Source organism: Paenibacillus sp. FSL R7-0128 (assembly GCF_038002245.1).
In the GTDB taxonomy this organism is placed as follows: domain Bacteria; phylum Bacillota; class Bacilli; order Paenibacillales; family Paenibacillaceae; genus Paenibacillus_AQ; species Paenibacillus_AQ silagei.
The window spans coordinates 6,959,162-6,981,463 of sequence record NZ_JBBOCD010000001.1 but is presented as its reverse complement, the minus strand read 5'-3'; the positions used below and the strand labels follow the sequence as shown (position 1 = coordinate 6,981,463).

17 protein-coding genes are annotated in these 22,302 nt (G+C 44.7%); 12 read left to right on the top strand and 5 right to left on the bottom strand.

What is annotated here, in order from left to right; genetic code table 11:
* Positions 1 to 61 precede the first annotated feature (61 nt).
* A complete protein-coding gene (locus tag NST26_RS29785) occupies positions 62 to 301 on the bottom strand; it encodes a DUF3977 family protein (RefSeq protein WP_339251707.1) in 240 nt (79 codons plus the stop codon).
* A gap of 152 nt (positions 302 to 453) precedes the next feature.
* Between NST26_RS29785 and gmd the strand changes: the two genes are divergently transcribed.
* From gmd to NST26_RS29765, 4 genes are all read left to right on the top strand, one after another.
* Positions 454 to 1,443 (top strand): GDP-mannose 4,6-dehydratase, encoded by a 990-nt coding sequence (gmd, locus tag NST26_RS29780; RefSeq protein WP_340957784.1) that lies wholly within the window; start codon positions 454 to 456, stop codon positions 1,441 to 1,443.
* A 343-nt stretch (positions 1,444 to 1,786) separates the two neighbouring features.
* Complete coding sequence (locus tag NST26_RS29775; RefSeq protein ID WP_036721132.1) at positions 1,787 to 1,996, top strand: hypothetical protein; 210 nt, start codon at positions 1,787 to 1,789, stop codon at positions 1,994 to 1,996.
* A 220-nt stretch (positions 1,997 to 2,216) separates the two neighbouring features.
* Positions 2,217 to 3,398, top strand: coding sequence for a S1C family serine protease (locus NST26_RS29770; protein WP_340957786.1), 1,182 nt, complete (start codon positions 2,217 to 2,219; stop codon positions 3,396 to 3,398).
* Positions 3,379 to 5,343 (top strand): stalk domain-containing protein, encoded by a 1,965-nt coding sequence (locus NST26_RS29765; protein WP_340957789.1) that lies wholly within the window; start codon positions 3,379 to 3,381, stop codon positions 5,341 to 5,343. The genes NST26_RS29770 and NST26_RS29765 overlap by 20 nt, the downstream gene beginning before the upstream one ends.
* 105 nt (positions 5,344 to 5,448) lie before the next feature.
* Here the strand turns inward: NST26_RS29765 and rfbC are convergent, their stop codons facing one another.
* Positions 5,449 to 6,003 (bottom strand): dTDP-4-dehydrorhamnose 3,5-epimerase, encoded by a 555-nt coding sequence (gene rfbC / locus NST26_RS29760; protein ID WP_339220634.1) that lies wholly within the window; start codon positions 6,001 to 6,003, stop codon positions 5,449 to 5,451.
* Positions 6,004 to 6,024: 21 nt separating this feature from the next.
* The gene (gene rfbA / locus NST26_RS29755; protein ID WP_339220632.1) at positions 6,025 to 6,903 is read right to left on the bottom strand and encodes a glucose-1-phosphate thymidylyltransferase RfbA; all 879 of its coding nucleotides are present in this window, start codon (positions 6,901 to 6,903) and stop codon (positions 6,025 to 6,027) included.
* A gap of 268 nt (positions 6,904 to 7,171) precedes the next feature.
* Between rfbA and NST26_RS29750 the strand changes: the two genes are divergently transcribed.
* Positions 7,172 to 9,691, top strand: a complete 2,520-nt coding sequence (locus NST26_RS29750) for a DUF3656 domain-containing U32 family peptidase (RefSeq protein ID WP_340980502.1) — start codon at positions 7,172 to 7,174, stop codon at positions 9,689 to 9,691.
* 180 nt (positions 9,692 to 9,871) lie between these two features.
* Here the strand turns inward: NST26_RS29750 and NST26_RS29745 are convergent, their stop codons facing one another.
* Complete coding sequence (locus tag NST26_RS29745) at positions 9,872 to 10,705, bottom strand: hypothetical protein (protein WP_340980501.1); 834 nt, start codon at positions 10,703 to 10,705, stop codon at positions 9,872 to 9,874.
* 187 nt (positions 10,706 to 10,892) lie between these two features.
* On the opposite strand from NST26_RS29745, the gene galU reads away from it, so the two are divergent.
* Positions 10,893 to 11,780, top strand: a complete 888-nt coding sequence (gene galU, locus NST26_RS29740) for a UTP--glucose-1-phosphate uridylyltransferase GalU (RefSeq protein ID WP_339311798.1) — start codon at positions 10,893 to 10,895, stop codon at positions 11,778 to 11,780.
* Positions 11,781 to 12,024: 244 nt separating this feature from the next.
* On the opposite strand, the gene NST26_RS29735 is transcribed toward galU, so the two are convergent.
* A complete protein-coding gene (locus NST26_RS29735) occupies positions 12,025 to 14,484 on the bottom strand; it encodes an O-antigen ligase family protein (protein ID WP_340980500.1) in 2,460 nt (819 codons plus the stop codon).
* A 535-nt stretch (positions 14,485 to 15,019) separates the two neighbouring features.
* Between NST26_RS29735 and NST26_RS29730 the strand changes: the two genes are divergently transcribed.
* The 6 genes from NST26_RS29730 to NST26_RS29705 are packed head-to-tail and all read left to right on the top strand — an operon-like array spanning position 15,020 to position 22,294.
* A complete protein-coding gene (locus NST26_RS29730; RefSeq protein WP_340980499.1) occupies positions 15,020 to 15,895 on the top strand; it encodes a hypothetical protein in 876 nt (291 codons plus the stop codon).
* 3 nt (positions 15,896 to 15,898) lie between these two features.
* A complete protein-coding gene (locus NST26_RS29725; RefSeq protein ID WP_340980498.1) occupies positions 15,899 to 16,699 on the top strand; it encodes an ABC transporter permease in 801 nt (266 codons plus the stop codon).
* 12 nt (positions 16,700 to 16,711) lie between these two features.
* Positions 16,712 to 18,022: an ABC transporter ATP-binding protein gene (locus tag NST26_RS29720; protein ID WP_340980497.1), complete on the top strand. Its 1,311-nt coding sequence runs from the start codon at positions 16,712 to 16,714 to the stop codon at positions 18,020 to 18,022.
* A 22-nt stretch (positions 18,023 to 18,044) separates the two neighbouring features.
* Positions 18,045 to 19,289, top strand: coding sequence for a class I SAM-dependent methyltransferase (locus NST26_RS29715; RefSeq protein ID WP_340980496.1), 1,245 nt, complete (start codon positions 18,045 to 18,047; stop codon positions 19,287 to 19,289).
* 22 nt (positions 19,290 to 19,311) lie between these two features.
* Positions 19,312 to 20,616 (top strand): glycosyltransferase WbsX family protein, encoded by a 1,305-nt coding sequence (locus NST26_RS29710; RefSeq protein ID WP_340980495.1) that lies wholly within the window; start codon positions 19,312 to 19,314, stop codon positions 20,614 to 20,616.
* Positions 20,617 to 20,620: 4 nt separating this feature from the next.
* Positions 20,621 to 22,294 (top strand): rhamnan synthesis F family protein, encoded by a 1,674-nt coding sequence (locus NST26_RS29705; RefSeq protein WP_340980494.1) that lies wholly within the window; start codon positions 20,621 to 20,623, stop codon positions 22,292 to 22,294.
* Positions 22,295 to 22,302: the final 8 nt, after the last annotated feature.

The following is a 22,302-nucleotide window of genomic DNA, read 5'->3' as shown; positions in this document are numbered from 1 at the left end:
AAGCAAAAACACACGCAACAGCAATGCTGCCCGATCAGTAATTTATAGTGTCTGCTCCCCGCTACAACTCACTGCGGATGCCCAAGATAATCTTAAAACGGCGGGTAGCTTTAGATCCCCGTTTGAACCCTTCCCGTGAGTCTACAATCCAGACGGTTCTTCCGATCCAGACGCGGATGTAGAAGGAACGGAAGATAACTGGCCGGACGATCCCCTGTACTTCGACCTCTGTCCCATCCGGCTGTTCAATCTCTGTTCGCACCAGCCATGTGTTTCCGATTCCAAATTCGATGTATTTCAAGAAGGGGTCACCGTTCTTTCCAGATATGATTAACAATTGGGCTGCTTTCACTTTTATAATTGTACTGGACAAGAAAGCGCTTAGACATATTCTGCAGGCTTTGTTAATAGGTATCAGTAAGCCTTACTACCTATGAAAATGAGGGGATTTAAATGACAAAGCGTGCATTAATTACAGGGATTACAGGACAAGATGGATCTTATTTGGCAGAGCTTCTGTTGTCAAAAGGATATAAAGTATTTGGTTTGCGCCGCAGAACAAGTATACCAATTATGGATAACATCGGACATCTAAAGAATGAAATCGAATTTATTGAAGGAGATTTGCTGGATCAGGGGTCACTGATGAGAGCGGTGAGCATCTCAGATCCGGATGAAGTCTATAACCTGGCCGCGCAGTCTTTCGTAGCAACCTCCTGGGTTCAACCTGTTGCAACTGCTCAAGCTACTGGAATGGGTGTTACCAATTTGCTCGAGGCGGTGCGTTTGACTAAACCGGCAGCGAGATTTTATCAAGCCTCAAGCAGTGAAATGTTCGGTAAAGTATTAGCAACACCGCAGAAAGAAACGACCCCATTTTATCCACGAAGTCCATATGGTGTGGCTAAAGTTTATGGTCACTGGATTACTGTTAATTATAGAGAAAGCTATAACATGTTTGCTTGCTCTGGGATCTTATTCAACCATGAATCGCCACGTCGTGGCATTGAATTTGTAACCCGCAAAGTATCTGATGCTGTGGCGAGAATAAAACTGGGTCTGCAAACGGAACTCCGGATGGGAAATCTGGATGCAAAAAGAGATTGGGGCTTTGCAGGGGATTATGTTAAAGCGATGTGGCTGATGCTTCAGCAGGATAAAGCGGATGATTTTGTAATCTCGACTGCGGAGACGCATACGATTGAAGAACTTGTAGATATCGCATTTACGCATGTAGGACTGGATTGGAAAGATTATGTTGTGGTTGATCAGAGGTTTGTTAGACCTGCTGAAGTGGATCTACTGCTTGGTGATTGCTCCAAGGCTAAAGAAAAGCTAGGCTGGGAACGGGAGGTTACATTTGAGCAATTGATCAAGATGATGGTGGATAGCGATTTAGCGCTCATCAATGAAGATTTAATTAAAGGTGATAAAGTATTGTAATCGTAGTATTGAGGTCCAGCCAGTCCACTCAGTCCACCAAGTCCAAACAGGCATATCTACAGCATGTCCGCCGTAAGATTCAATGAGAAGCTTTTACGTTGAATGATAGCAGCAGCTGTAGGCTGGATTGAGGTGGATTGGCTCCTTGAAAATTAAAAAAATAACAGCGGTCAATGATGAATATCGCCAATCCGAGGCGTGATTTAGCCATAAGGAATATTTTTTGTGACAAATACGCCGTTTTTAAAATATTTCTATTGCGTGACGGAAATGGTAACGATAACATAGAAGGTGATATGGATTAGAGAAACTTGCTTGACAACACTCTCAGGGAGGGATTGCCATGCTGCTTGCAGAAGCTGCCGCGCAAGAACCGTCTAAATTTCATACCTTCGATGCGTTTATGATTGTATTCACGATCCTGATACTTATCGGTGTGGTCCGGCTGCTTAGAGCTCCGCAGAAGAACAAATTTGCCATTGGTTTTGCAGTGGTAAGCCTGCTGGTTTTTGTGGTATCCGATTATGCAATGATTATGAACTGGTTCAGCTAGAGTAAGACACACATAACCTCAGATGCAAGCTCATCTTAAAGACACCTTTACCGCCAGCGGCGATCCTAAAGGCGTCTTTTTTTGAAGAAAAGAATCTATATGCTTCGCGCTATAATTATCATTATCTTTCTCGCTGAAACGGTAACGTCCTTTCAAAAGAAAGGCAATGCCGTTTCCATTTGGAACATATTGTGCAGGGAAGAAGGGGAGAGCCATGGGAATGGGGAGGAACTGGACTGCCCGGAGTAGGGTAGTACTGCTGGGCACTATACTGTTGGTGTTGTCGGGATTCGTAAGTCCAGCCGGTGTTGTTCATGGGGCGGTCTACAGCGGGATAGGAACATTAGAGGCTGAGAGAGGCGCGGCTGTCAACGTGATGAAGGCCGGACAAGCAGGTACGGTGCACAAGGAGAGCAAGGGGCAATGGAGCCAGCCCGCAACAGCAGACCCGGTTCCGCAAATCATAAGCAGAGTCTCGCCGTCTGTAGTCGGCATTATCGGCAAAGCGGGAGGAGAAACCGGCGGACCGGATGACCGTTACAATCTGACCCACGGCTCGGGGATTATCGTCAGAGCAGACGGATGGATCATTACCAATGCCCATGTGATGGCTGGGCTGGAGAAGGCGGTAGTGGTCACCTCAGACGGGACGAGCTATAACATCACAGATACATACTCGGATGAATTCAGTGATCTTGCACTGGTCAAAATCAAAGCCAAAGCCCTAAAGCCCGCAACCTTCGCAGGCAGTGCCGCCAATCTTCAGGTAGGCGAAAAGGTTATAGCGATCGGGACACCGATCTCTTTTTCCCTGAGAAATTCGGCTACTGTAGGCGTGATCAGCGGTCTTAACCGTTCGGTAGATGCGGCGTACCGGCTGATCCAGAGCGATACGGCCATCAATCCCGGCAACAGCGGAGGACCGCTGGTCAATATGAAGGGGGAGGTACTCGGGGTTAACAGTATGAAGTTTGCAGCTGTGGGTGTGGAAAATATGGGCTTCTCGATTCCCGCAGATACGGTGAAGTACATCATGAATCAGCTGCTCCAATATGGAGAGGTCCGGCGTCCGAGCCTCGGAATTGAGCTTGAGGAGAGCTGGCCCGTAATTGTCGGACTGCCGGGGCAGGAGCCCTTGACGGTGACGAAGGTGCTTACGGCAGAAGCGCGCAAGGCAGGAATCACTACGGGAGATGCACTGTATGCCATAGACGGACATCGGGTAACTTCACTTGTCGATGTTAATGAGTTATTCAGACAGTACAAGCCGGGGGCAGTGGTCAAGCTGCTGATGCAGAGTGAAGGCGATATCGTAGCCAGAAGCCTTGTTCTTGGACAAGGCGACCCTCTGGTGAGTGCCGCTAAGACGGAGGGGGAGACCGATGATCAGACGACAGAGTGAGGAGGCGGCAGGTACAGCCGGGCGGGGGAGGAGGTTGGCACATCTACGGCGCGGAGTGTCTGTTATTGTAGTGCTATTATTACTGCTCAGTCTCTTTCCTGCGGGAAGGGCCCAGGCGGCGGAGGGGGCTCTGCTACAGCTTAGTCTTCAAGCGGGCAGTGCTTCTGCAACGGTTAACGGGAAGCCGGTCACGATTCCGAAGCCTTTTGCTGAGAATGGAACGCTGCTGGTCCCGCTGGGTATTTTCAAAAAAGCTTTCGGCAGCACCGTCTCCCTGCAAGGCGATGATGTGGTGAAGGTTATGTACGGGCCGCATACCGGTGCGATGACGATAGGCAGCATGACTGCCTGGAAGGATGGTGTCAAAATCAAGCTCGCCGCGCCGCCGCGCATGGTATCCGGTGTGCTGATGGTGCCGCTGAGATTCGTAGCTGGAGTGCTGGGTGCGCGGATGACTCCGGCGGAGGGCGGAGGGATACTAGTTACGATATCTCCCCCAGTGGCAGCAGTAGGCATAGAAGCGCAAAGCGGGATTGACAGTGACGCTGGCAAAACCCGGATCGGCAACAGTTATCTGGAGTGGAGCATGAACTATCCGCCAGGGCTGGTCGTGGGCGACAGTGGAGGGAATGAGAGCGTAGCGACTTTTACGAGTGCAGAGAACGGGTACTATCTGGAGGTGCATGCTTCGCCGCTCGCCGTTCCTCTTGATCCCGAAGGGCTGCTGGAGAATCTGGTCCGCTCCTCGGAGGAGGGCGGGGAGATTGTGCTGGACCGGGAGGCTGTGTCTAAGGCCAAGGTTCCTTACGCCCGGACCGTGAGCAAGGATTCGAGCGGCGCGCTCTGGGAGGGCAGGCAATATTATGCCGGAGGCAGGCTGTATGAGATCTATCTGACAGATGACAATGCAGCCAATTATAAGGATCTGGGCAAATATGCGGCGTTGCTGAATTCTTTTCAGCCCTCTTTTGACGCATCCGACCGGAGCATCCGCGATCTCTCCACGGTCCGCAACGGGCTGCGCGAAGGCTACAACGATGACTATGGGATTGCGCTTAAGGTCCCTGCCGACTGGAGTGCGGATGACCAGCAGCTCTACTATGCGGGCAAACAGGGGAGTTATCTGCGTGTAAAAGTAAGCTCCGCCCCTGCGGGCTCCACGCTGGCAAGCTGGAACCAGGAACTGCTGTCTCAGCTCCGTGACACCTATGTGGCTGAGGCCTATACCTTGAAGGACAGCGTAGCGGGCAAGGTCTCCGGTGAACCGGTGCTGATTAACGAGATCGGGCTTAACCCAGGCAGCGGGTGGAGTACCGAATATCAGATTTTGCTGCTGAAGAACGGGTACCGTTATTATTTTGAATATGTTGCGGCTTCCGGGCCCGGGCAGAGTGGTGATCAGGCGCGCTTTACAGAGGTACTGAACTCGATCGATATTGATTTTGCCCAGACGAAGAGTAACTTCGGACGCCTGGCGTCAGAGGATTATACCCAGCTCAGCCAGAAGTCGGTCACCAAGATCTCCAAGACCTACGGCTACAAGCTCGAGATTCCGCGGCTGTGGAGCCCGGTTCAGGATCTTTTCGAGAGCCAGAGCGTGGAATACCGCTTCACCGGCGGCCGATTCCAGCTCTACGCCAGCCCTGAGGTCACGCCGGAATATGCCGTCAGCCAGCTGCAGAGCTATTACCAGAACACCAAGCAAGATCCCAAGGGCCCGCAGGTAAAAAGCGTCACAGAAACCACCTTTGCCGGTATGCCAGCCACCATACTCACAGTAGAGCAGACTAAGAACAGCATCCCGGCGAGCACGAAGATTATTGTGTTCAGCCGCAATGAGGTGGTCTATACGCTCACCATCACACTGAACACCGCCAACGCTACGGCGAGCCAGCAGGCGGTGCTGGAGCGGGTGCAGGGGTCGTTTGGGTGGGTGGGGGAGTAGAAGGGTAATTAGTTTCTTGAGTAAGTGGAAAAACAGCGAAAAACGTCCCAGGCTACTAAGAGCCGGGACGTTTTTTGCTGAATTAAACTAAAATTTTTTATTTGGTTAATACACAAAATTATGCGTAACATCCTTTAGCAGCGGCGCTTGTTCATCCTTAGCAGACAGTACAGGAATTACATCCATCGGCCATTCAATGGCAATGTCGGGGTCATTCCACAGAATACCGCCGTCACATTCAGGCGCATATAGCTCATCGCATTTGTATTGAACTTCAACATCCTCGGTTAGTGTCATGAAGCCGTGGGCGAACCCTTTGGGGATGAGCAGCTGTTTCTTGTTCTCGGCGTTCAGTTCAATGCCAAACCACTTGCCATATGAAGGACTGCCTTGACGGATATCGACAGCTACATCAAAGATCGAACCGCGTGTGCAACGTACAAGCTTGGTCTGTGCCTTAGGGTTTAGCTGGAAGTGAAGTCCGCGCAGAGTGCCTTTTACAGCGGAATAGGATTGATTGTCCTGAACGAACTGATATCGGAGCTCTTGTTCATGGAATTTAGCCTCGCTGTAGGTCTCCATGAACCAGCCGCGATGGTCTCCGAAGACTGCCGGTTCAACGACGAGAACGTCCTCCAGATGGGTTTTGATAAACTTCATCGTATCCACTCTTTCTATGGTTTAAAATTGGATTTTACCTGTAGCGACCTTAATTAAATATTGGCCGTATCCGGTCTTGCTCAGCTTATGTCCGCATTCCAGGAGATGTTCCTTGGTGATCCAGCCATTAACATAAGCAATTTCTTCGGGTGCAGAGATTTTGATCCCTTGATGGTCTTCAATCGTTCTGACGAAGTTGGTGGCATCCACCAGACTCTGGTGGGTTCCGGTATCGAGCCAAGTAAACCCGCGTCCAAGCAAGGCAACATCCAGCTCATCCAGCTTCAGATAGGCTTCATTAATTGAAGTGATTTCCAGCTCGCCACGGTGTGACGGCTTAACTTCCTTAGCAATAGAAATTACCCGGTTGTCATAAAAATAAAGGCCGGTAACCGCATAATTAGATTTTGGATGCTCCGGTTTCTCTTCGATGCTGAGGACCTTGCCGTCTCCGTCAAATTCCACCACGCCAAAACGTTCGGGATCGGGAACATGGTAGCCAAATACAGTCGCCCCGCTTGTTTTATCGGCAGCTTGCTTCAACATCTTAGTCATGCCGTTGCCGTAATATATATTATCACCTAGAATCATAGCCACAGAGTCTTCACCGATAAAAGATTCGCCGAGAATGAAGGCTTGTGCCAATCCATCCGGGCTCGGCTGGACGATATACTGCAGTGAAATTCCGAATTGCGAGCCATCGCCGAGCAAATGCTCAAACCGTGGAGTGTCCTCGGCGGTAGAGATGATAAGAATTTCTCGGATGCCTGCCAGCATTAATGTGGACAGAGGATAATAAATCATGGGTTTATCATAGACCGGCAGTAATTGTTTGCTGGTTACCATTGTGAGAGGGTATAGCCGGGTGCCGCTTCCTCCCGCAAGAATTATGCCTTTCATAACTGTTTCAACTCTCCTTTTGCTGCATATAAATTTTGGGAACCGTGAGATCTTTTGCGTATTTATTCTTTTCTATTCATATTTTACGCTGGTTCTTCTTCATTTGTCTATTCAAGCAGGAACTCCTGGCCTATTTTAAGATAGATCCCTAGGGAAAGCAAAACCCAAGTGTTTCTATTTTACTGGCAGACAGCTGTGATATTTGATACAATTAATAAGTTAAAAAGCTGTAAATGACCCGCCGAACAGGCGGTTTGGGAGGATATAAATGAAAGAGCAAGGAATACGCAGAGAAGACGTAGAGCTGCTGGCTCCGGCGGGAGATTGGGACTGCATGCGTGCAGCGGTGGCGAACGGGGCGGATGCAGTCTTTTTTGGCGTAGAGAAATTCAATGCACGGGCCAGAGCGAACAACTTCCGGATGGACGAGCTGCCGGAGATTATGGCGTTTCTGCACAGCTATGGAGTGAAGGGGTTCCTGACCTTTAATATACTGGTGTTCGAGAATGAGCTGCCGGATGCCAAGGGACTGATTGATGCCTGCGTGGATGCGGGTGTGGATGCCGTTATCGTTCAGGACCTGGGGCTGGTGCAGATGATCCGCGAGATCTCGCCGGACTTCCCGATTCATGGTTCTACGCAGATGACTATTACCTCGCCGGAAGCGGTGGAATTCACGAAGCCTTGGGGGCTGGAACGCGTCGTACTCGGCCGTGAAAATAATCTGAAGCAAATCCGCACGATTGGCGAACAAGCCCGCCTGCCGATGGAGGTCTTCGTGCATGGTGCGCTTTGTGTATCCTACTCGGGCCAGTGTCTAACCTCTGAAATGTGGGGCGGACGCTCGGCGAACCGCGGGGAATGCGCCCAGGCTTGCCGTCTGCCGTATGATCTGATGATTGACGGTGAAGTGAAGCCGATGGGCGATGTGACTTACCTGCTGTCTCCGAAGGATCTTGCTGCCATCGACCTGATGCCGGAGCTGATTGAAGCCGGAGTGACTTCGTTCAAAATCGAAGGCCGGCTCAAAACCCCGGAGTATGTCGCTAATGTGGTCAGTAAGTACCGTAAGGCGATCGATAAGTATTTTGAAGGTAACTGGACGCCTACCTCGAAGGAGGATATGCGTGAGCTGCAACAGAGCTTCTCACGCGGGTTCACGAACGGTTTCCTTGAAGGCACCAATAATAAGAAATTAGTCGATGGTACCTTCCCCAAGAGCCGTGGGGTGTACCTGGGCACCGTGGAGCAGATCCTGCGTGATGGAGTAGTCTGCCGTATCCATGCTCCGCTTAAACGCGGAGACGGCATTGTGTTCGACGCCGGAGATCCGACGAAGAAGGAAGAAGGCGGCCGCATCTACGATTTGCGCCGCAAGGGTGTCAAGCTGGAAGGCGAAGCCGGTGAGGGCTGGATCATTGATATCGTTCCGGGCCGTAATGACGTAGATCTACGCCGTCTGCATGTGGGGGACCGCATCTGGAAGACGAATGACCCGGCGCTGGACAAGGCGCTGCGCCAGTCCTACGAGACCGAGAAGCCGTACCGGGTATTCCCGGTTCATGTGCGGGTGCAGGGCTGCGCAGGCGAGAAGCTGACGACCTGGTGGACAGACGTTCAGAAGAACGTCACTGTCCGTGTGGATTCGGAGCTGGCGCTGGAGGCAGCGCAGAAGCGTCCGATGGATACCGCGCTGCTGGAAGAACAATTCGGCCGCCTGGGCGGGACCCTGTTCCAGCTTGAAGCGCTGGAGTCGCATCTGCAAGGCGACGTGATCGTGCCCATGCGCGAGCTGAACAGCATCCGCCGCCAGGCGGTGGAGCTGCTTGCTGGCGAGCGCCCGAAGCCTCCCGTGTATGTGAAACGGGAGGTTGAGGTGTACGGCAGCGCGTCCCGCAGGGGCGCCGCAGCGGGCAGCGGTGAAGCGGAGCTCACCGCGCTGTGCCGCAGCCTGCCGCAGGTGCAGGCTGCGCTCGAAGCCGGCGTAACGAATATTTACGCCGATTTCGAGTTCATCAAGCAGTTCCCGGCGGCAGTAGACGCTGTGCGGGCTGCTGGGGCCAGCATTGCGCTGGCCACCCCGCGCATCCATATGCCGAACGAGAACGGCTACCATGCCAACATCCTGCGGCTGCAGCCGGATGCTGTGCTGGTGCGCAACACCGGTGCGCTGTATTATTACCTGCGCCACCGGATGGAGCACCCGGATGCTGTGCATCCCCGGCTGATTGGCGATTTCTCGCTGAATATCGCCAATCACAGAGCCGTGGATCTGTTCCTGGACGCCGGTTGTGACAGGGTGACACCGTCGTATGACCTGAACATTCAGCAGATGGTCGATCTGCTCGGGCACAGTGACACCTCCCGCATGGAGGTTGTTATCCACCAGCATCTGCCGATGTTCCATACAGAACACTGCGTCTATTGTACCTTCATGAGTGAAGGCACGGACTACACCAACTGTGGCCGTCCTTGTGAGGAGCAGCGTGCGTCCTTACAGGACCGCATCGGCATGTCCCATCCCGTCCGTGTGGATGAAGGCTGCCGCAACACCGTCTATAACGCGGTAGAGCAGTCGGGTGCTGAATACCTCAATCACTTCCGTGAGCTAGGCGTAGCTTCTTTCCGTGTTGAGTTCCTGGAGGAGACCCCAGAGCAGGTGGCAGAGGTTATCAGCCTCTACAGCCGCGCACTACGTGGCGAAATCTCCGGCACCCAGGTTTGGAAGAGCCTGAAGGCTACCAACCAGCTTGGCGTTACGCGCGGGCAACTGGTGAATGCGAAGTAAATGAATCATACCCAATCGCAAGAGGGCTGGTTTCGTGTGTTTCACGCATATAACTGGCTAAGGCCATAATAAAAGGCCCGGCAGAAATCGGGGCCATCCAATCAGATGGCTCCCGATTCTGCCGGGTCTGTTTTTGTATCCCTAACTATCCCGCCAAGTCTTTTATCCACCCGTGCTCCCTTACAACGGCAACAGCTCCGGCCAGATGTCCAGAGCTTCACCACAGGCCGGGCAGTTCACCTTTCCGGTGAGATAAGGCAATTGCTCCATCAGCTGACCGTTCTTGATGGTATGAGCTGCTTGCCATAGGCGTGCTAACGGGCTGTCTTCCGGCCGGACACTGCCAATCTCGGAAGGCGTAACAGCTTGACCATTCTCCTTGCCGCTGAATACCGGGTCGTCAGAATAGGCGGTCATCCCGGGGCTGTTCTCATCCGGCCAGATATACATTTCCTCATAACAGCTCGGGCATCCGACCATGTATTCATCGCCTTCCGAATAGGTCAACAATATACCCGCTACTGCCCGATCTCCCCGGTAAGCAGCATCCGCAGCGAGGATGTATCGCTTCTCCTGGTCATCCTTTTGTGCCGATTCCGCATAGCGGAAGATCTCTTCCGACAGTTTGCCCAGGTATTCAATAGCAGTGAGGTAGGCCGTATAAATCTCTTGGACAAGCTCCTCAGCAAGCGGCGGGTTCTGGTGAGCAAACTCAGAAGGAAGATTTCCGCTCTGCACTGTTAGTTGATTCGTCACGAAGATCCCGCAGGTCACGTAGATATCCAATCGAACTTCAGGATCATCCGACTGCGTGGCAATCTGCGACAAATAAGGCAATGCGGCAAAAGTGATGCTGTAAATCGTGTCCTGATGGAACAGATGCTCCCAGTACAGCTCGTCCTTAATTTCTTTGGTATAATCGTCCTGCAACTGCTGCAATAACCCGGGTACCGCTTCAGCCGTACCAAAAGGGCCGTGCAGCTGTTGCCATACCGGACTGGATAAGTCTAACATGGATACCCTCCTCTTCGAATGGAAGTGCTGTATAGTGCTGTTATATCAACATCCATTGGGAACGTCAACGCCGGGCGTTCACCCAGAGATCATTGTCCCTATTTGTCCCTGCCTCAGTATACTGCCCAAAATCAGCAGGAACTGTTATAATTGAGATTATGAGTATATCTGTTAAAGGAGATATGAGATGAAGATCCGTAAAGCGATTATTCCCGCTGCCGGTCTGGGAACACGCTTCCTGCCTGCGACCAAAGCGATGCCCAAAGAAATGCTGCCCATCGTAGACAAACCAACGATTCAATATATTGTGGAAGAAGCAGTTGCTTCTGGGATTGAAGATATCATTATTGTGACGGGTAAAGGCAAGCGCGCAATCGAAGACCATTTCGATAATTCATTCGAATTGGAATTCAATTTGGCAGAGAAGCAGAAGTGGGAACTTCTGGAGTCGGTACGCAAATCCTCAGAGATGGCCGACATTCACTATATCCGCCAAAAAGAACCGCGCGGCCTGGGACATGCTATCTGGTGTGCACGGAAGTTCATCGGTAACGAGCCCTTTGCCGTCCTGCTGGGGGATGATATCGTGGAGTCGAACAAGCCCTGCCTGAAGCAGATGATCGAAGTGTACGAGCAGTACAGATCCTCCATCGTCGGCGTTCAACCCGTACCTTGGGAGGATGTTTCCCGTTACGGGGTGGTAGACGGATCTGAATTAGCAGAACGTGTCTATAAAGCCAACAGGCTTGTAGAAAAGCCTAAGCGTGAGGACGCTCCGTCCAACCTGGCGATCCTGGGACGTTATATACTGACTCCACGTATCTTTGATATGCTCGGTGAACAGCAGGTAGGTGTAGGTGGGGAAATTCAGCTTACGGATGCGATCTCCCGTCTAAGTGAAGTGGAGCGGATTATAGCTTATGACTTCGAAGGCAGACGACATGATGTCGGCGAGAAGATGGGTTTTATCCAGACAAGCATTCATTACGCGCTTCAGCATGAGGAGCTTAAGGAAGGGCTGCTAGAGTATTTGAAGGAAGTTATTGAGAACGAGGAGAGACTGATTAGCAGGTAAAAAACTATGTTTTGGGATTGGTCGTGACTAGAGAGATTTTTTGTGTTAGGAATTCCGGTCGCTACCGCTCCTTCAGTTCCCAAATTTTCCTCCGCCACTTTTCACTTAACATGAATTTTCAAGTTCAATCTATTTACACTTATGTTCATACTTATTGCTTTCCCCCCTTTAATCATCATAAAAAAGCGGCCCACTGTACTCAGGCAGTAAGCCGCTTTTTTGAATATCCGTTTTGTTATTCCGATCAGTACTGCGTATTCACAACAGCCTCAATGGCTGCGGCCTCAGCCGGATCTGCGGCAACCAGCTTGTCATAGACTGGCTGATCGACTGCTGCTCCTGCTTTCTTCAGTGCCGCCAAATACCAGCGGGCTACTTCGCGGTTAGCGGTATCACTGTAATCGTCACTTAAACCAAGCTTCAACGTAGCAGCAGCCACATCATTTTGTCCTGAGATGACCTGTAGCTTACCCACATTTAGTGCAATGGCAGGGGTAACTGAGAAAGGACGGCCCTGCAGCTGCTCAGGAGGCAAGGTTTTTAAATGCTCTACGCCATCCACAACATGCTTATACGCATCCAGTCCAGCGGTGAGGTATTCCTGTTTCTTGGCCTCATCCTTCTGCTCACTAGCTGCTGTAGCAAGTGTCTGGGCGCGGGTAATCAATGATTCATACCACGTGATATCCCAGTTGAACTTGTAGGCATTGTCACTGTATACTGCCAATGCCATGTCAGGTTGGCCCTTCAGATCGTAATAGCTGGCCAATTGAGCCAATAGATTTTTGTTGTAAGGCTCATCTTTCAGAGCGCGCGTCAACACATTGGATGCTTCAGACAGATACTGCTCATCTTGAATTTGCTTGAATACCTGCATGTCAAGAGTGGACAAGTATAATGCTGCTTCCGGATGGTATGGACGGGCATCTAATGCTTTGACCAAAGGAGTTTTGATCTCCTCATAAGAAGTACTAACCGAAACTAAATTTTTACCCTTGAGAGCAGCATCGCTGGACCCGATGTAGTTGATCGACAGGAACAGCAGGAATATCGTCCCGATGGTCAGTACAGCCATGTATCCCATCCGAATTCCGGCTTTATTCCAGCTCTGGCGGAGCGGTTTGTTATCCATTACAGCGCCCATACCAGCTAAACCGATGAACACCATAATACCCATGAACGCATAACTCATGTTAAAGTCCAGTAGACTGTGTATTAGAATTGACAGTGCAATAATATAGAAAAAGAACCCGTTATGGAACTCATCCTTGTCACGCTTCAGGTAGGCACGGATGTATTTGTAGAAAATATATCCGATAAAGCCCATAAATACAATGAACCCGACAATCCCAACTTCGATCAAATACTGCAGGAAGAAGTTATGAACCTGACGGCTTATATAAGGGTTGTTCTGGTACTCTTCATATAATGCGGACCAGCCGCCCCCGCCCGACCCGAGAACCGGATAATCCTTTACTACCTTCATGGCATCTTTATAGAAAGTGAACCGTTCAAGTACACTATGCTGTTTGAAGTTAATGTTCTCCAGCCGCGTCTCGATGTTATCCGGCAATACACTGCGGACACTGGTCCCAATCAGCAGGAAAGCAACGACAGCTACAGCCACGACTGAGCCGAGTGGAATCCATAGTCCTGTGAATTTGCGGGTTTCTGAGCCTCCCAGCTTCTCATGCAGCCAAGGTGCAATATAACGTTGAATCACCCATCCTAGTGCGGCCACTACTGCGGAGGCTCCGATCAGATAGGCCCAGGCCTTAAGTGCTGCTGATGAGGTGTAAGTAGTATTCAGCTCTGTTCCAAGAGTAGTCAGCGGGTTAGTGACCAGTAGAGCCGCAAGGCCAGACAACGCAAGATGAATAATCCAGAGAATCTGCTGCGCAGGCTTCAGGAACAGCAGAAGCAGGATGAACACTACAGGCAGCATGACAAGTCCCCCACGGGACAAGGTCAGCAGCAGAGATACAATAATCGGCACCAGCATGAAGCTGTGCGTCAGCGTACCATACCACTTTTTGGAGCGTACCAGGGCATATACCGCCACGAACAGGAAGGCCATGAGGAAGGCAGCATAAGTATTGGCATACTGGAAAATAGAGGTCAGACGCAACCCGTTAGAGTCCGTCATGACTGCATCCAAATATTTATCACCACGCACCGTATTGGAGAACCAGCCTACCAGCCCACCAGCGAATTTCCAGCTCCCAAGCCAGTTCAGCAGACCGAAACCTACGATGAAATACGCAATCGCCAGAATAGCATTTTGAATGACAACATTTAGTTGCTTTTGTTGAAGCAAATATAACGCTATAATGAATATTGCGGCGTACATGCTTTGCACAAACAGCAGGTTCATCGCCATATAATGCGAAGCAGCGCCAATAAGCGACAATGCGTAGGTAGCAGGCAACAGCAGCGAGGCCACAGCCAGCGCATCACGCTGTCCCTCAAGTCTGAACTTGGTGAAGTATAGGCCTACCCACACCAGCAACAAGAGGCTGCTTAGGAGTGAAGACAGATAGATCGGCTTCTCAAAGTCAATCTGCTGCCCATTAAATAATCCCACTTGAAACGGGGCCCAGACCAAAAAAACAATGAACCCTATCGCTAACGCCCATATGTAACTGGATATCTTTTCAACATTTCTCGACTGAACCGCATTTTTACCGTATACTGGTTTCGACACGTTTATAATCTCCTTTATCTGTAGGTACGAGGATATTTTAGCATAATGAATGTTCCTCCACCACTGGACAACTCTATATTTCAGATTTAACAATAAGTATAGCCTGAAGCTTAACTTTCTTTTGAGACTAAGACGAAGATTTTTGGCTTGTTTTAATTGTTGCTAGAAATAGGGGCGTTTCTGTATGCTCGTTGATTATTTTATCTTTAATATTCTATGTCTACCCATATTTCTATTGTTTGATTAAACCATGTTAAGGTTTTAATTGGATGTAATAACATGAAAATGTTTTTTTATTATTTCATGACCAAGTCAAACTTTTGTTGGGGGATGTGCTTACTGAAAAATGCAGAGTCATAGTACAAGGAAGGGAAAATGGGTTTATTAAAATAAATGATAGAAAAGAACTATATTCGTCATTTCATGACGGAAGGCAATTTTTACCTTATACTAAATTTGATGCGACAAAATGGTTGTAGGAATTGTTTGATTAAATGTGAGGAACATAAATACAAAAGAAGAGAAGGAAACTTGCATGAAAAAGGGAAAAACACTACTTATAATACTTATGTTGGGAATGTTGAGTTTAATATATTTCGAGATTACTCATGTCTTTGGGAGTGCGAAAGCCTATAATGTATCACTGCCAGATCGGGATAAGGATATTAATGCAGGAATAGATAATATAGGAGTAAGAAAAATAAAGTTTAAAGAACTTCTTAATATAAATGGTTGGGCGTACATTAATGACATTGATGCAACACAACAAAAAGTGTATATAACGCTAGTTTCCAGTGAGTCACAGTATATATTTGACACTGAAAAAGTACTTCGTGCAGACTTACCTGATGCATTAAACGATAAACAAAACAAAATAGAAAACGCAGGTTTGGAGACTCTGATTGATATGAGTATGGTTGAGAAAGGTTCATATAGAATTGGGTTTTATATTGAAAATGGATCAGAGAAAAAACTTAATCTTTCAAGTATGTCAGTAAATGTTGAAAATAAAAAAGTTGAAATCTTAGAAATTATGAACAATAGGACAGATTTAAAATTGGTTCAATCTACTAATGAAGTTAAAGCCAATATAGAAGAAGTAAGGAATGGAGAAGGTTATGTAAAGATCAAAGGTTGGGCGTTCTTGAAAGGGGTCTCCCATGAATCAAGTGAAATTTATATAGTTCTTAAAGATCAGAAAAATAATCAATTAACCTTTTTTGACTCTGATTCCCAAATCCGTAAAGATGTGACCGCTTATTTTGGAGAGGGGGGGAACTTAGATTCAACAGGTTTTGTATCGAGAATAGTATTAGAAAATTCGCAGAATAAAAAATATAAAATTGGAATCTATGTAAAAAATGACAAAGCAGGCGGTTTATATTGGTCTAAAGAAAGTATAGGTGAATAAAGTATGTTTAGTTTCAATGGATTTTTAAAGGAGATTTTTAATAGCAGGAAAATGATTACATCTTTAGCTGTTAATGATTTTAAAATGAAATATGCAGGTTCATTTTTAGGAATTACATGGGCGTTTATTCAACCTATTGTTACTATACTGGTTTATTGGGCAGTTTTTCAGGTTGGATTTCGTTCTGGACAAGTGGAAAGGGTTCCGTTTATCTTGTGGTTGATGTCTGGATTAATCCCCTGGTTTTTTCATTATGAAGCGATGACTAGTGCGACAAACTGTTTCTTTGAATATAGTTATTTGGTGAAAAAGGTACTATTTAAAATCAGTATTTTGCCAATTGTAAAGATATTATCTTCCTTTTTTGTGCATCTCTTTTTTATCGCGGTCATGATATTGATATTTTTAGCGTATGGTGAATACCCTACAATGTATAGCCTTCAACTAATTTATTATGTACTATGTCTCATCTTTATTACAACTTCTTTGAGTTACATCACTTCTTCAATAGTTGTTTTCTTTAAAGATTTTGGACAAATAGTAGCCATTGTAATGCAGTTTGGAATTTGGGTCACACCAATTATGTGGAACTACAAGATGGTCCCTGAAAACTGGCGTTGGGTTTTTAAATTAAATCCAATGTATTATGTGGTAGAAGGATATAGAGACGCAATGTTTAATCATGTCTGGTTTTGGGAAAAAATGAATGAGACATTATGGTTCTGGAATTTGACACTTATCTATTTCGTAATTGGAACTATTGTCTACAAAAAGTTAAAAATGCATTTTTCAGATGTATTGTGAGGAGTTACAATAATGAGCGATATTTCAATTAATATTAAGAATGTGAGTAAAATTTATAAATTGTACGACAAACCAATTGACAGATTGAAAGAATCATTAAGTATTTCGAAAAAGTGCTTTCATAGAGATTTTTATGCACTGAATGATATTTCCTTTGATGTAAAAAGAGGAGAAACTGTAGGTATTATTGGTAAGAATGGATCAGGAAAGTCAACGTTATTGAAGATTATTACTGGTGTGCTCTCACCCTCTTCGGGTGAGGTGACGGTTAACGGTAGGGTTTCTGCCTTATTGGAACTGGGTGCAGGGTTTAACATGGAATTCACTGGTATTCAAAACATTTATCTGAACGGAACTATGATGGGATATTCCAGTGCTGAGGTGGAAAAAAAGATTCCGGCAATTCTTGAATTTGCTGACATTGGAGATTTTATTAACCAACCGGTGAAAACATATTCTAGTGGTATGTTTGCACGATTAGCATTTGCTGTTGCCATTAATGTTGAACCCGATATTCTAATAGTCGATGAAGCTTTGAGTGTAGGGGACATTTTCTTTCAGAATAAGTGTTTTAAAAAATTTGATGAGCTTAAGGAAAAAAATACAACTATTATTTTTGTATCACATGATATTGGAAGTATAAGACAAATGTGTAGCAGGGTTTTATGGCTGGATGCATCATCACAGGTTTTATATGATGATAGAGAAATAGTTTGTGCACAATACCTTAATAAGCGTTTTGCTGAGAATAATGAAATAAACAGTGAACTAATAGGAAGTTTTGAATATAACAACATTAAATTAAATGACGGTGCTGTCCAACTTGCAAAATTTCCAAAGGTTGATCCGAGAGAGAATAGCGTTTTTTCAGATAGCATTGAAATTGTTTCGTTTTTTCTCTCAGACAGTAAGGATAAAATAACAGAGGAACTTGATGTTGATAATACGTATGACTGTCATATTGTTGCTAATATTAAAGAAGATATGGATCATTTGATTGCTGGGTTTGTTTGGGAAAGTAATAGAGGAGTATCTTTATTTGCCGTGAACACCTTCATCGAAAGTGGTGCGAATTTTGATGCAAAGAAAGGCGATGTTGTTGAGATAATTTTTAGCTTTAGGCTTCCAAGAATAATGAAAGGTGACTATCTTCTAAGCCCTGCAATTGCTCAAGGTACACAAGAAAATCATATTACTCTCACTTGGTTAACTAATGTGAAAAAAATCATTGTTAACAACCCGAGCTATAACCTTTCTCTGGTAGAGATTGAAGCTGATACAAAGCTTTATAAATATAAGAAGGAATTTGTAGTTGTAGAATAGTATTTTTGAGGAGAGGTGCTGAATGGAGTATACTGGCGAACGGTTCGTTTTAGGGAAAGCTGAAGGAGAAATTGAGACAGAACACTTGCATAGATATAATGCTATCATGGAAATGGCTAGTGGGAAGAATATTCTGGATATTGCATGTGGTGAAGGATTTGGAACGGCTATTTTAGCGAGAAAGGCAGCACATGTTTGGGGAGTGGACATTAGCGACGAGGCTATTAATTATGCTAAAGAACGATATAATAGATATAATTTGAATTATAAGCAAGGCTCTGTAGAAAACTTGGATTTCGAAGATGATTTTTTTGATATGATCGTGTCATTTGAGACAATTGAACATGTCGATGAAGTAATACAAGATAAATTTTTAAAGGAAACAAATAGGGTTTTGAAAAATAATGGTATTCTAGTAATGTCAACGCCTGATAAATATTTATATTCTGATGTGCCTAATCATAGAAATCCTTATCACGTAAAAGAGTTTTATTTTTCTGAATATAAAGATTTTTTGGAGAAGCAGTTTAAATATGTTGATTTCTACAATCAAAACTATAGTGTATACGGTTTAATTGCTAACCGGAATGATGACTCGAAAGAAAATATCAGGTTAATTAACACAACAAATTCTCAAAAACAAGGGAAATATATAATTGCTGTATGTAGTAATGAAGAGCTTCCAAAGAACATTTCTATTAGTTCGTTATATGAGAATCCAGCAGTTAACATTGAAAGTGAACAAAATGAGGATTATTTGCAGCTTTACTGGGCAAGTGAGAATGATGGGTTCAATGAGTCTAAATCAAGGAAGGCTAAATTTGCATATAGTGATGAATTTCAAACTTATTGTTTTAAAATACCAAATTGCTCGATAGGAAAAATTAGATTGGATATAGGGAATAGGCCTTCAATTTTTCAGATAAAAAAAGATTTAATATTTAAATTTGAAAATGAAGTGGCATTGATACCGATGAATATCAGCGATGCTATAGGACTTGTACGATTAAATTCTGATGATACTTTCATTGATTTTATTTCTATGTCTGATGATCCTCAACTTTTATTAGACAGCCAACCTATTGAGCATAAAGGAGAACTTTCAATATATATTGACCTGAAAATTAATAAATTTGATTTTAATCTATGCTTGAACGAAATTAACAGTTATTTGGGCGGAATTAATAATGGCGTGGGACAAATAGATGATAGCCCTCAAAGCATATCTATGCAGACGGAAGAAGTTCTTGACTCGTCTGAAACCTAAAACAGCCACATGGAGGATATAAATGAACAAAGCGAAGCCGATAGCTTTTTATTTACCACAATATCATCATGTTAAAGAAAATTCACAATGGTGGGGAAAAGGTTTTACTGAATGGACAAATGTTGCAAAGGGAAAACCTAATTTTCCTGACCATTATCAGCCGCATGTACCCAAGGATCTAGGATTCTACGACTTGAGTAACGTGGAAGTTATGAGAGAGCAAACAAAAATGGCTGAGTTATATGGTGTTTATGGTTTTTGTTTCTATTATTATTGGTTCAATGGTAGAAGGATATTAGAGAAACCACTAGATCAATATTTTGCTTCGGATATAAATTTTCCATTCTGCTTTTGCTGGGCTAACGAGAATTGGACGCGTACATGGGATGGTTTAGATAAAGAAATTTTATTGGAACAAAATCATACTCCAGAGGATGATCGTAACTTAATTAGGAGTCTGATACCTGTTTTTAAAGATGAACGTTATATTAAAGTTGACGGAAAACCAATGTTTATAGTCTACAGGGTAGATCTATTTCCAGATATGAAAAACACTGTGCGTATATGGAGAGAAGAAGCCAAAAAAGCTGGTTTTAAGGATATTCATTTGAGTGCAGTGCAATTTTATGGGATAGAGGATCCTACGGAATGGGGGTTTGATTCAGCAATTGAATTTCCACCGCACAAGTTTATAACACCAGAAAATAGACCTTCTAATATGCCTAATATAACCAATCCGAATTTTGCTGGGGGGATTGTTGATTATCCCAAAGTGGCAGCTCAAGGAATTCAGGCTAAGTCCAAGGACTATACTTGGTACAGAGGAATAATTCCTTCTTGGGATAACACGGCTCGCAGACAGAACAATCCGCATTCTATTATAAACTCATCTCCAGCTCTATATAGATATTGGTTGAGATATCTAGTTGAGTACACCGAAAATACTAATTCAGAACACGAACAGTTTATTTTTATTAATGCTTGGAATGAATGGGGGGAGGGTTGTCATCTTGAGCCTGATTTAAAATATGGTCATGCTTATCTTGAAGCAACATCAAAGGCGTTGCAGAAACAAGACTTTGATTTGCAAGAGGTTATTGAGCATATAACACTTACTAATAATGAGATGAAAACCTTTACTGATGAATACAATAGGGCTATTAATATGTCGATTTTTTATGCAAACGAAAATAGAAATTTGAATATGAAATTGCAGGACAAAACTGCTTGGACCTATTTTACAAAAGATAAAATCAAATACAAGTTGAGAAGGTATCCGAGATTGTTTAATCTGACCAAAAAGATATATAAGCGGGTTAGGAGGTAGTACTTTGAGAAGAATCGCTGTATTTGCGCACTATGATAAAGACGCAATTCTATCTAATAATGTACTAAAGCTTTTAACGCATCTTGAAACAGTTTGTGACCGGATAATAATGGTTTCGACAAACTTAAACAATGATCAGTTAAAGCTGTTGCCTCCTAAAGTTGAATGCTATGTTAGAGAAAACGTTGGATATGATTTTTACAGTTATAAACATGGGATAGAGAGAATTGATAATGTTTATATTTATGATGAGTTGATACTTCTAAATGATAGTTTCTTTGTCTCTTCTTCCTTCAGTATTGATAAAGTCTTGAGGATTGTTGATGAAAGTATATATGATATTTGTGGCTTAGTAGATTCTTATCAATTTAATTATCATGTGCAGAGCTTCTTTGTTGTGCTGAAAAAAGAGGCGTTGGTTAGTGTATGGTTTAAAAATTTTTGGGATAATGTGTCGGTACTGGACAAGAAAATGGATATTATTTTTAAATATGAGATAGGTATGTCTCAAAGTGCGATCAGTCATTCTTTGCTTGTAGGTTCTTGTTTTAAATGGTCAACTAAAAGTTATAGACATGCGTTGCTTAATAGCTATAAGAATAAAAATTGGAAATTGATAGTGCTAAGCTTTTTTAGTTTGAAGTATTTGAGAGAAGGAAACGCCTGCCATTTGCTGTGGAAAGATATTTATGACCAGTTTGCAATCTGCAAGTGGGAGGCTGTCCGGGATTATCCAGAAGCAATAGAGTACATTAAGAATAAAGGTGGAGAAGATGCACTTGAGGTGGAAGCCTACATGATGAACAAAGCATCTTTTTATAAAGAAAAGAAAATTGATGATGTATTGATTGATTCTAGCCAAACATCAACGCAGCTTTTTTTCTCTGTTGAAAATCTCTCCAGCCGGTTAATCGATGATTCTAATCAAACTGCCGTCGTCCTCCATTTGTTTTATATGGAACTTCTAGAAGAAATTGTTTCTTACTTAAGGAATATACCGGTTAACTTCGATTTATATATTTCAGTAGTAAGTTTAGGGGCTGCTTTTGAAGTTGAAAAGAAGTTGAAACGATTTACTAATGCTAATGTTTATGTTTATTGTGTTGAGAATAAAGGAAGGGATGTTGCTCCTTTTCTTTCTCTATTTAATACTGGAATTTTAGATAGATATAAGAGCATTTGTAAGGTTCATTCCAAAAAAAGTTTATACAGTACTCAAGGAACCAATTGGAGACAGCATATTTATGGTGAATTATTAGGTTCTACAAGCGGAGTTTTATCTATTATAAATCAATTTAAAAATGACTCGCGTATGGGGATTATCGGACCAGAACAATCTTATTTAATTAATGAGGAGTTCTGGGGTGCTAATAAAGAAAAAGTTGAAGAAATTTGTTTGAAGGTAGGGCTTACGCCAGAAGAAATTTCTTTGAGATTTTTTGCAGGTACCATGTTTTGGTTTAATCCAAAAGCTATTAGTGCCTTGAAAAAATTAAATATTACAACAGAGGATTTTGATTCTGAAAAAGGTTTGCAGGATGGAACTCTAGCACACGCATTAGAAAGAGTTTTTGTTCCAATAGCTAGACACAACCGCTATAAAATTCTAAGTGTGGAAGATTTGGAAATGGAATTACAAGATGAAAAATATATAAATCGAAGGGTACCGGTGTTATAAAATGGGAC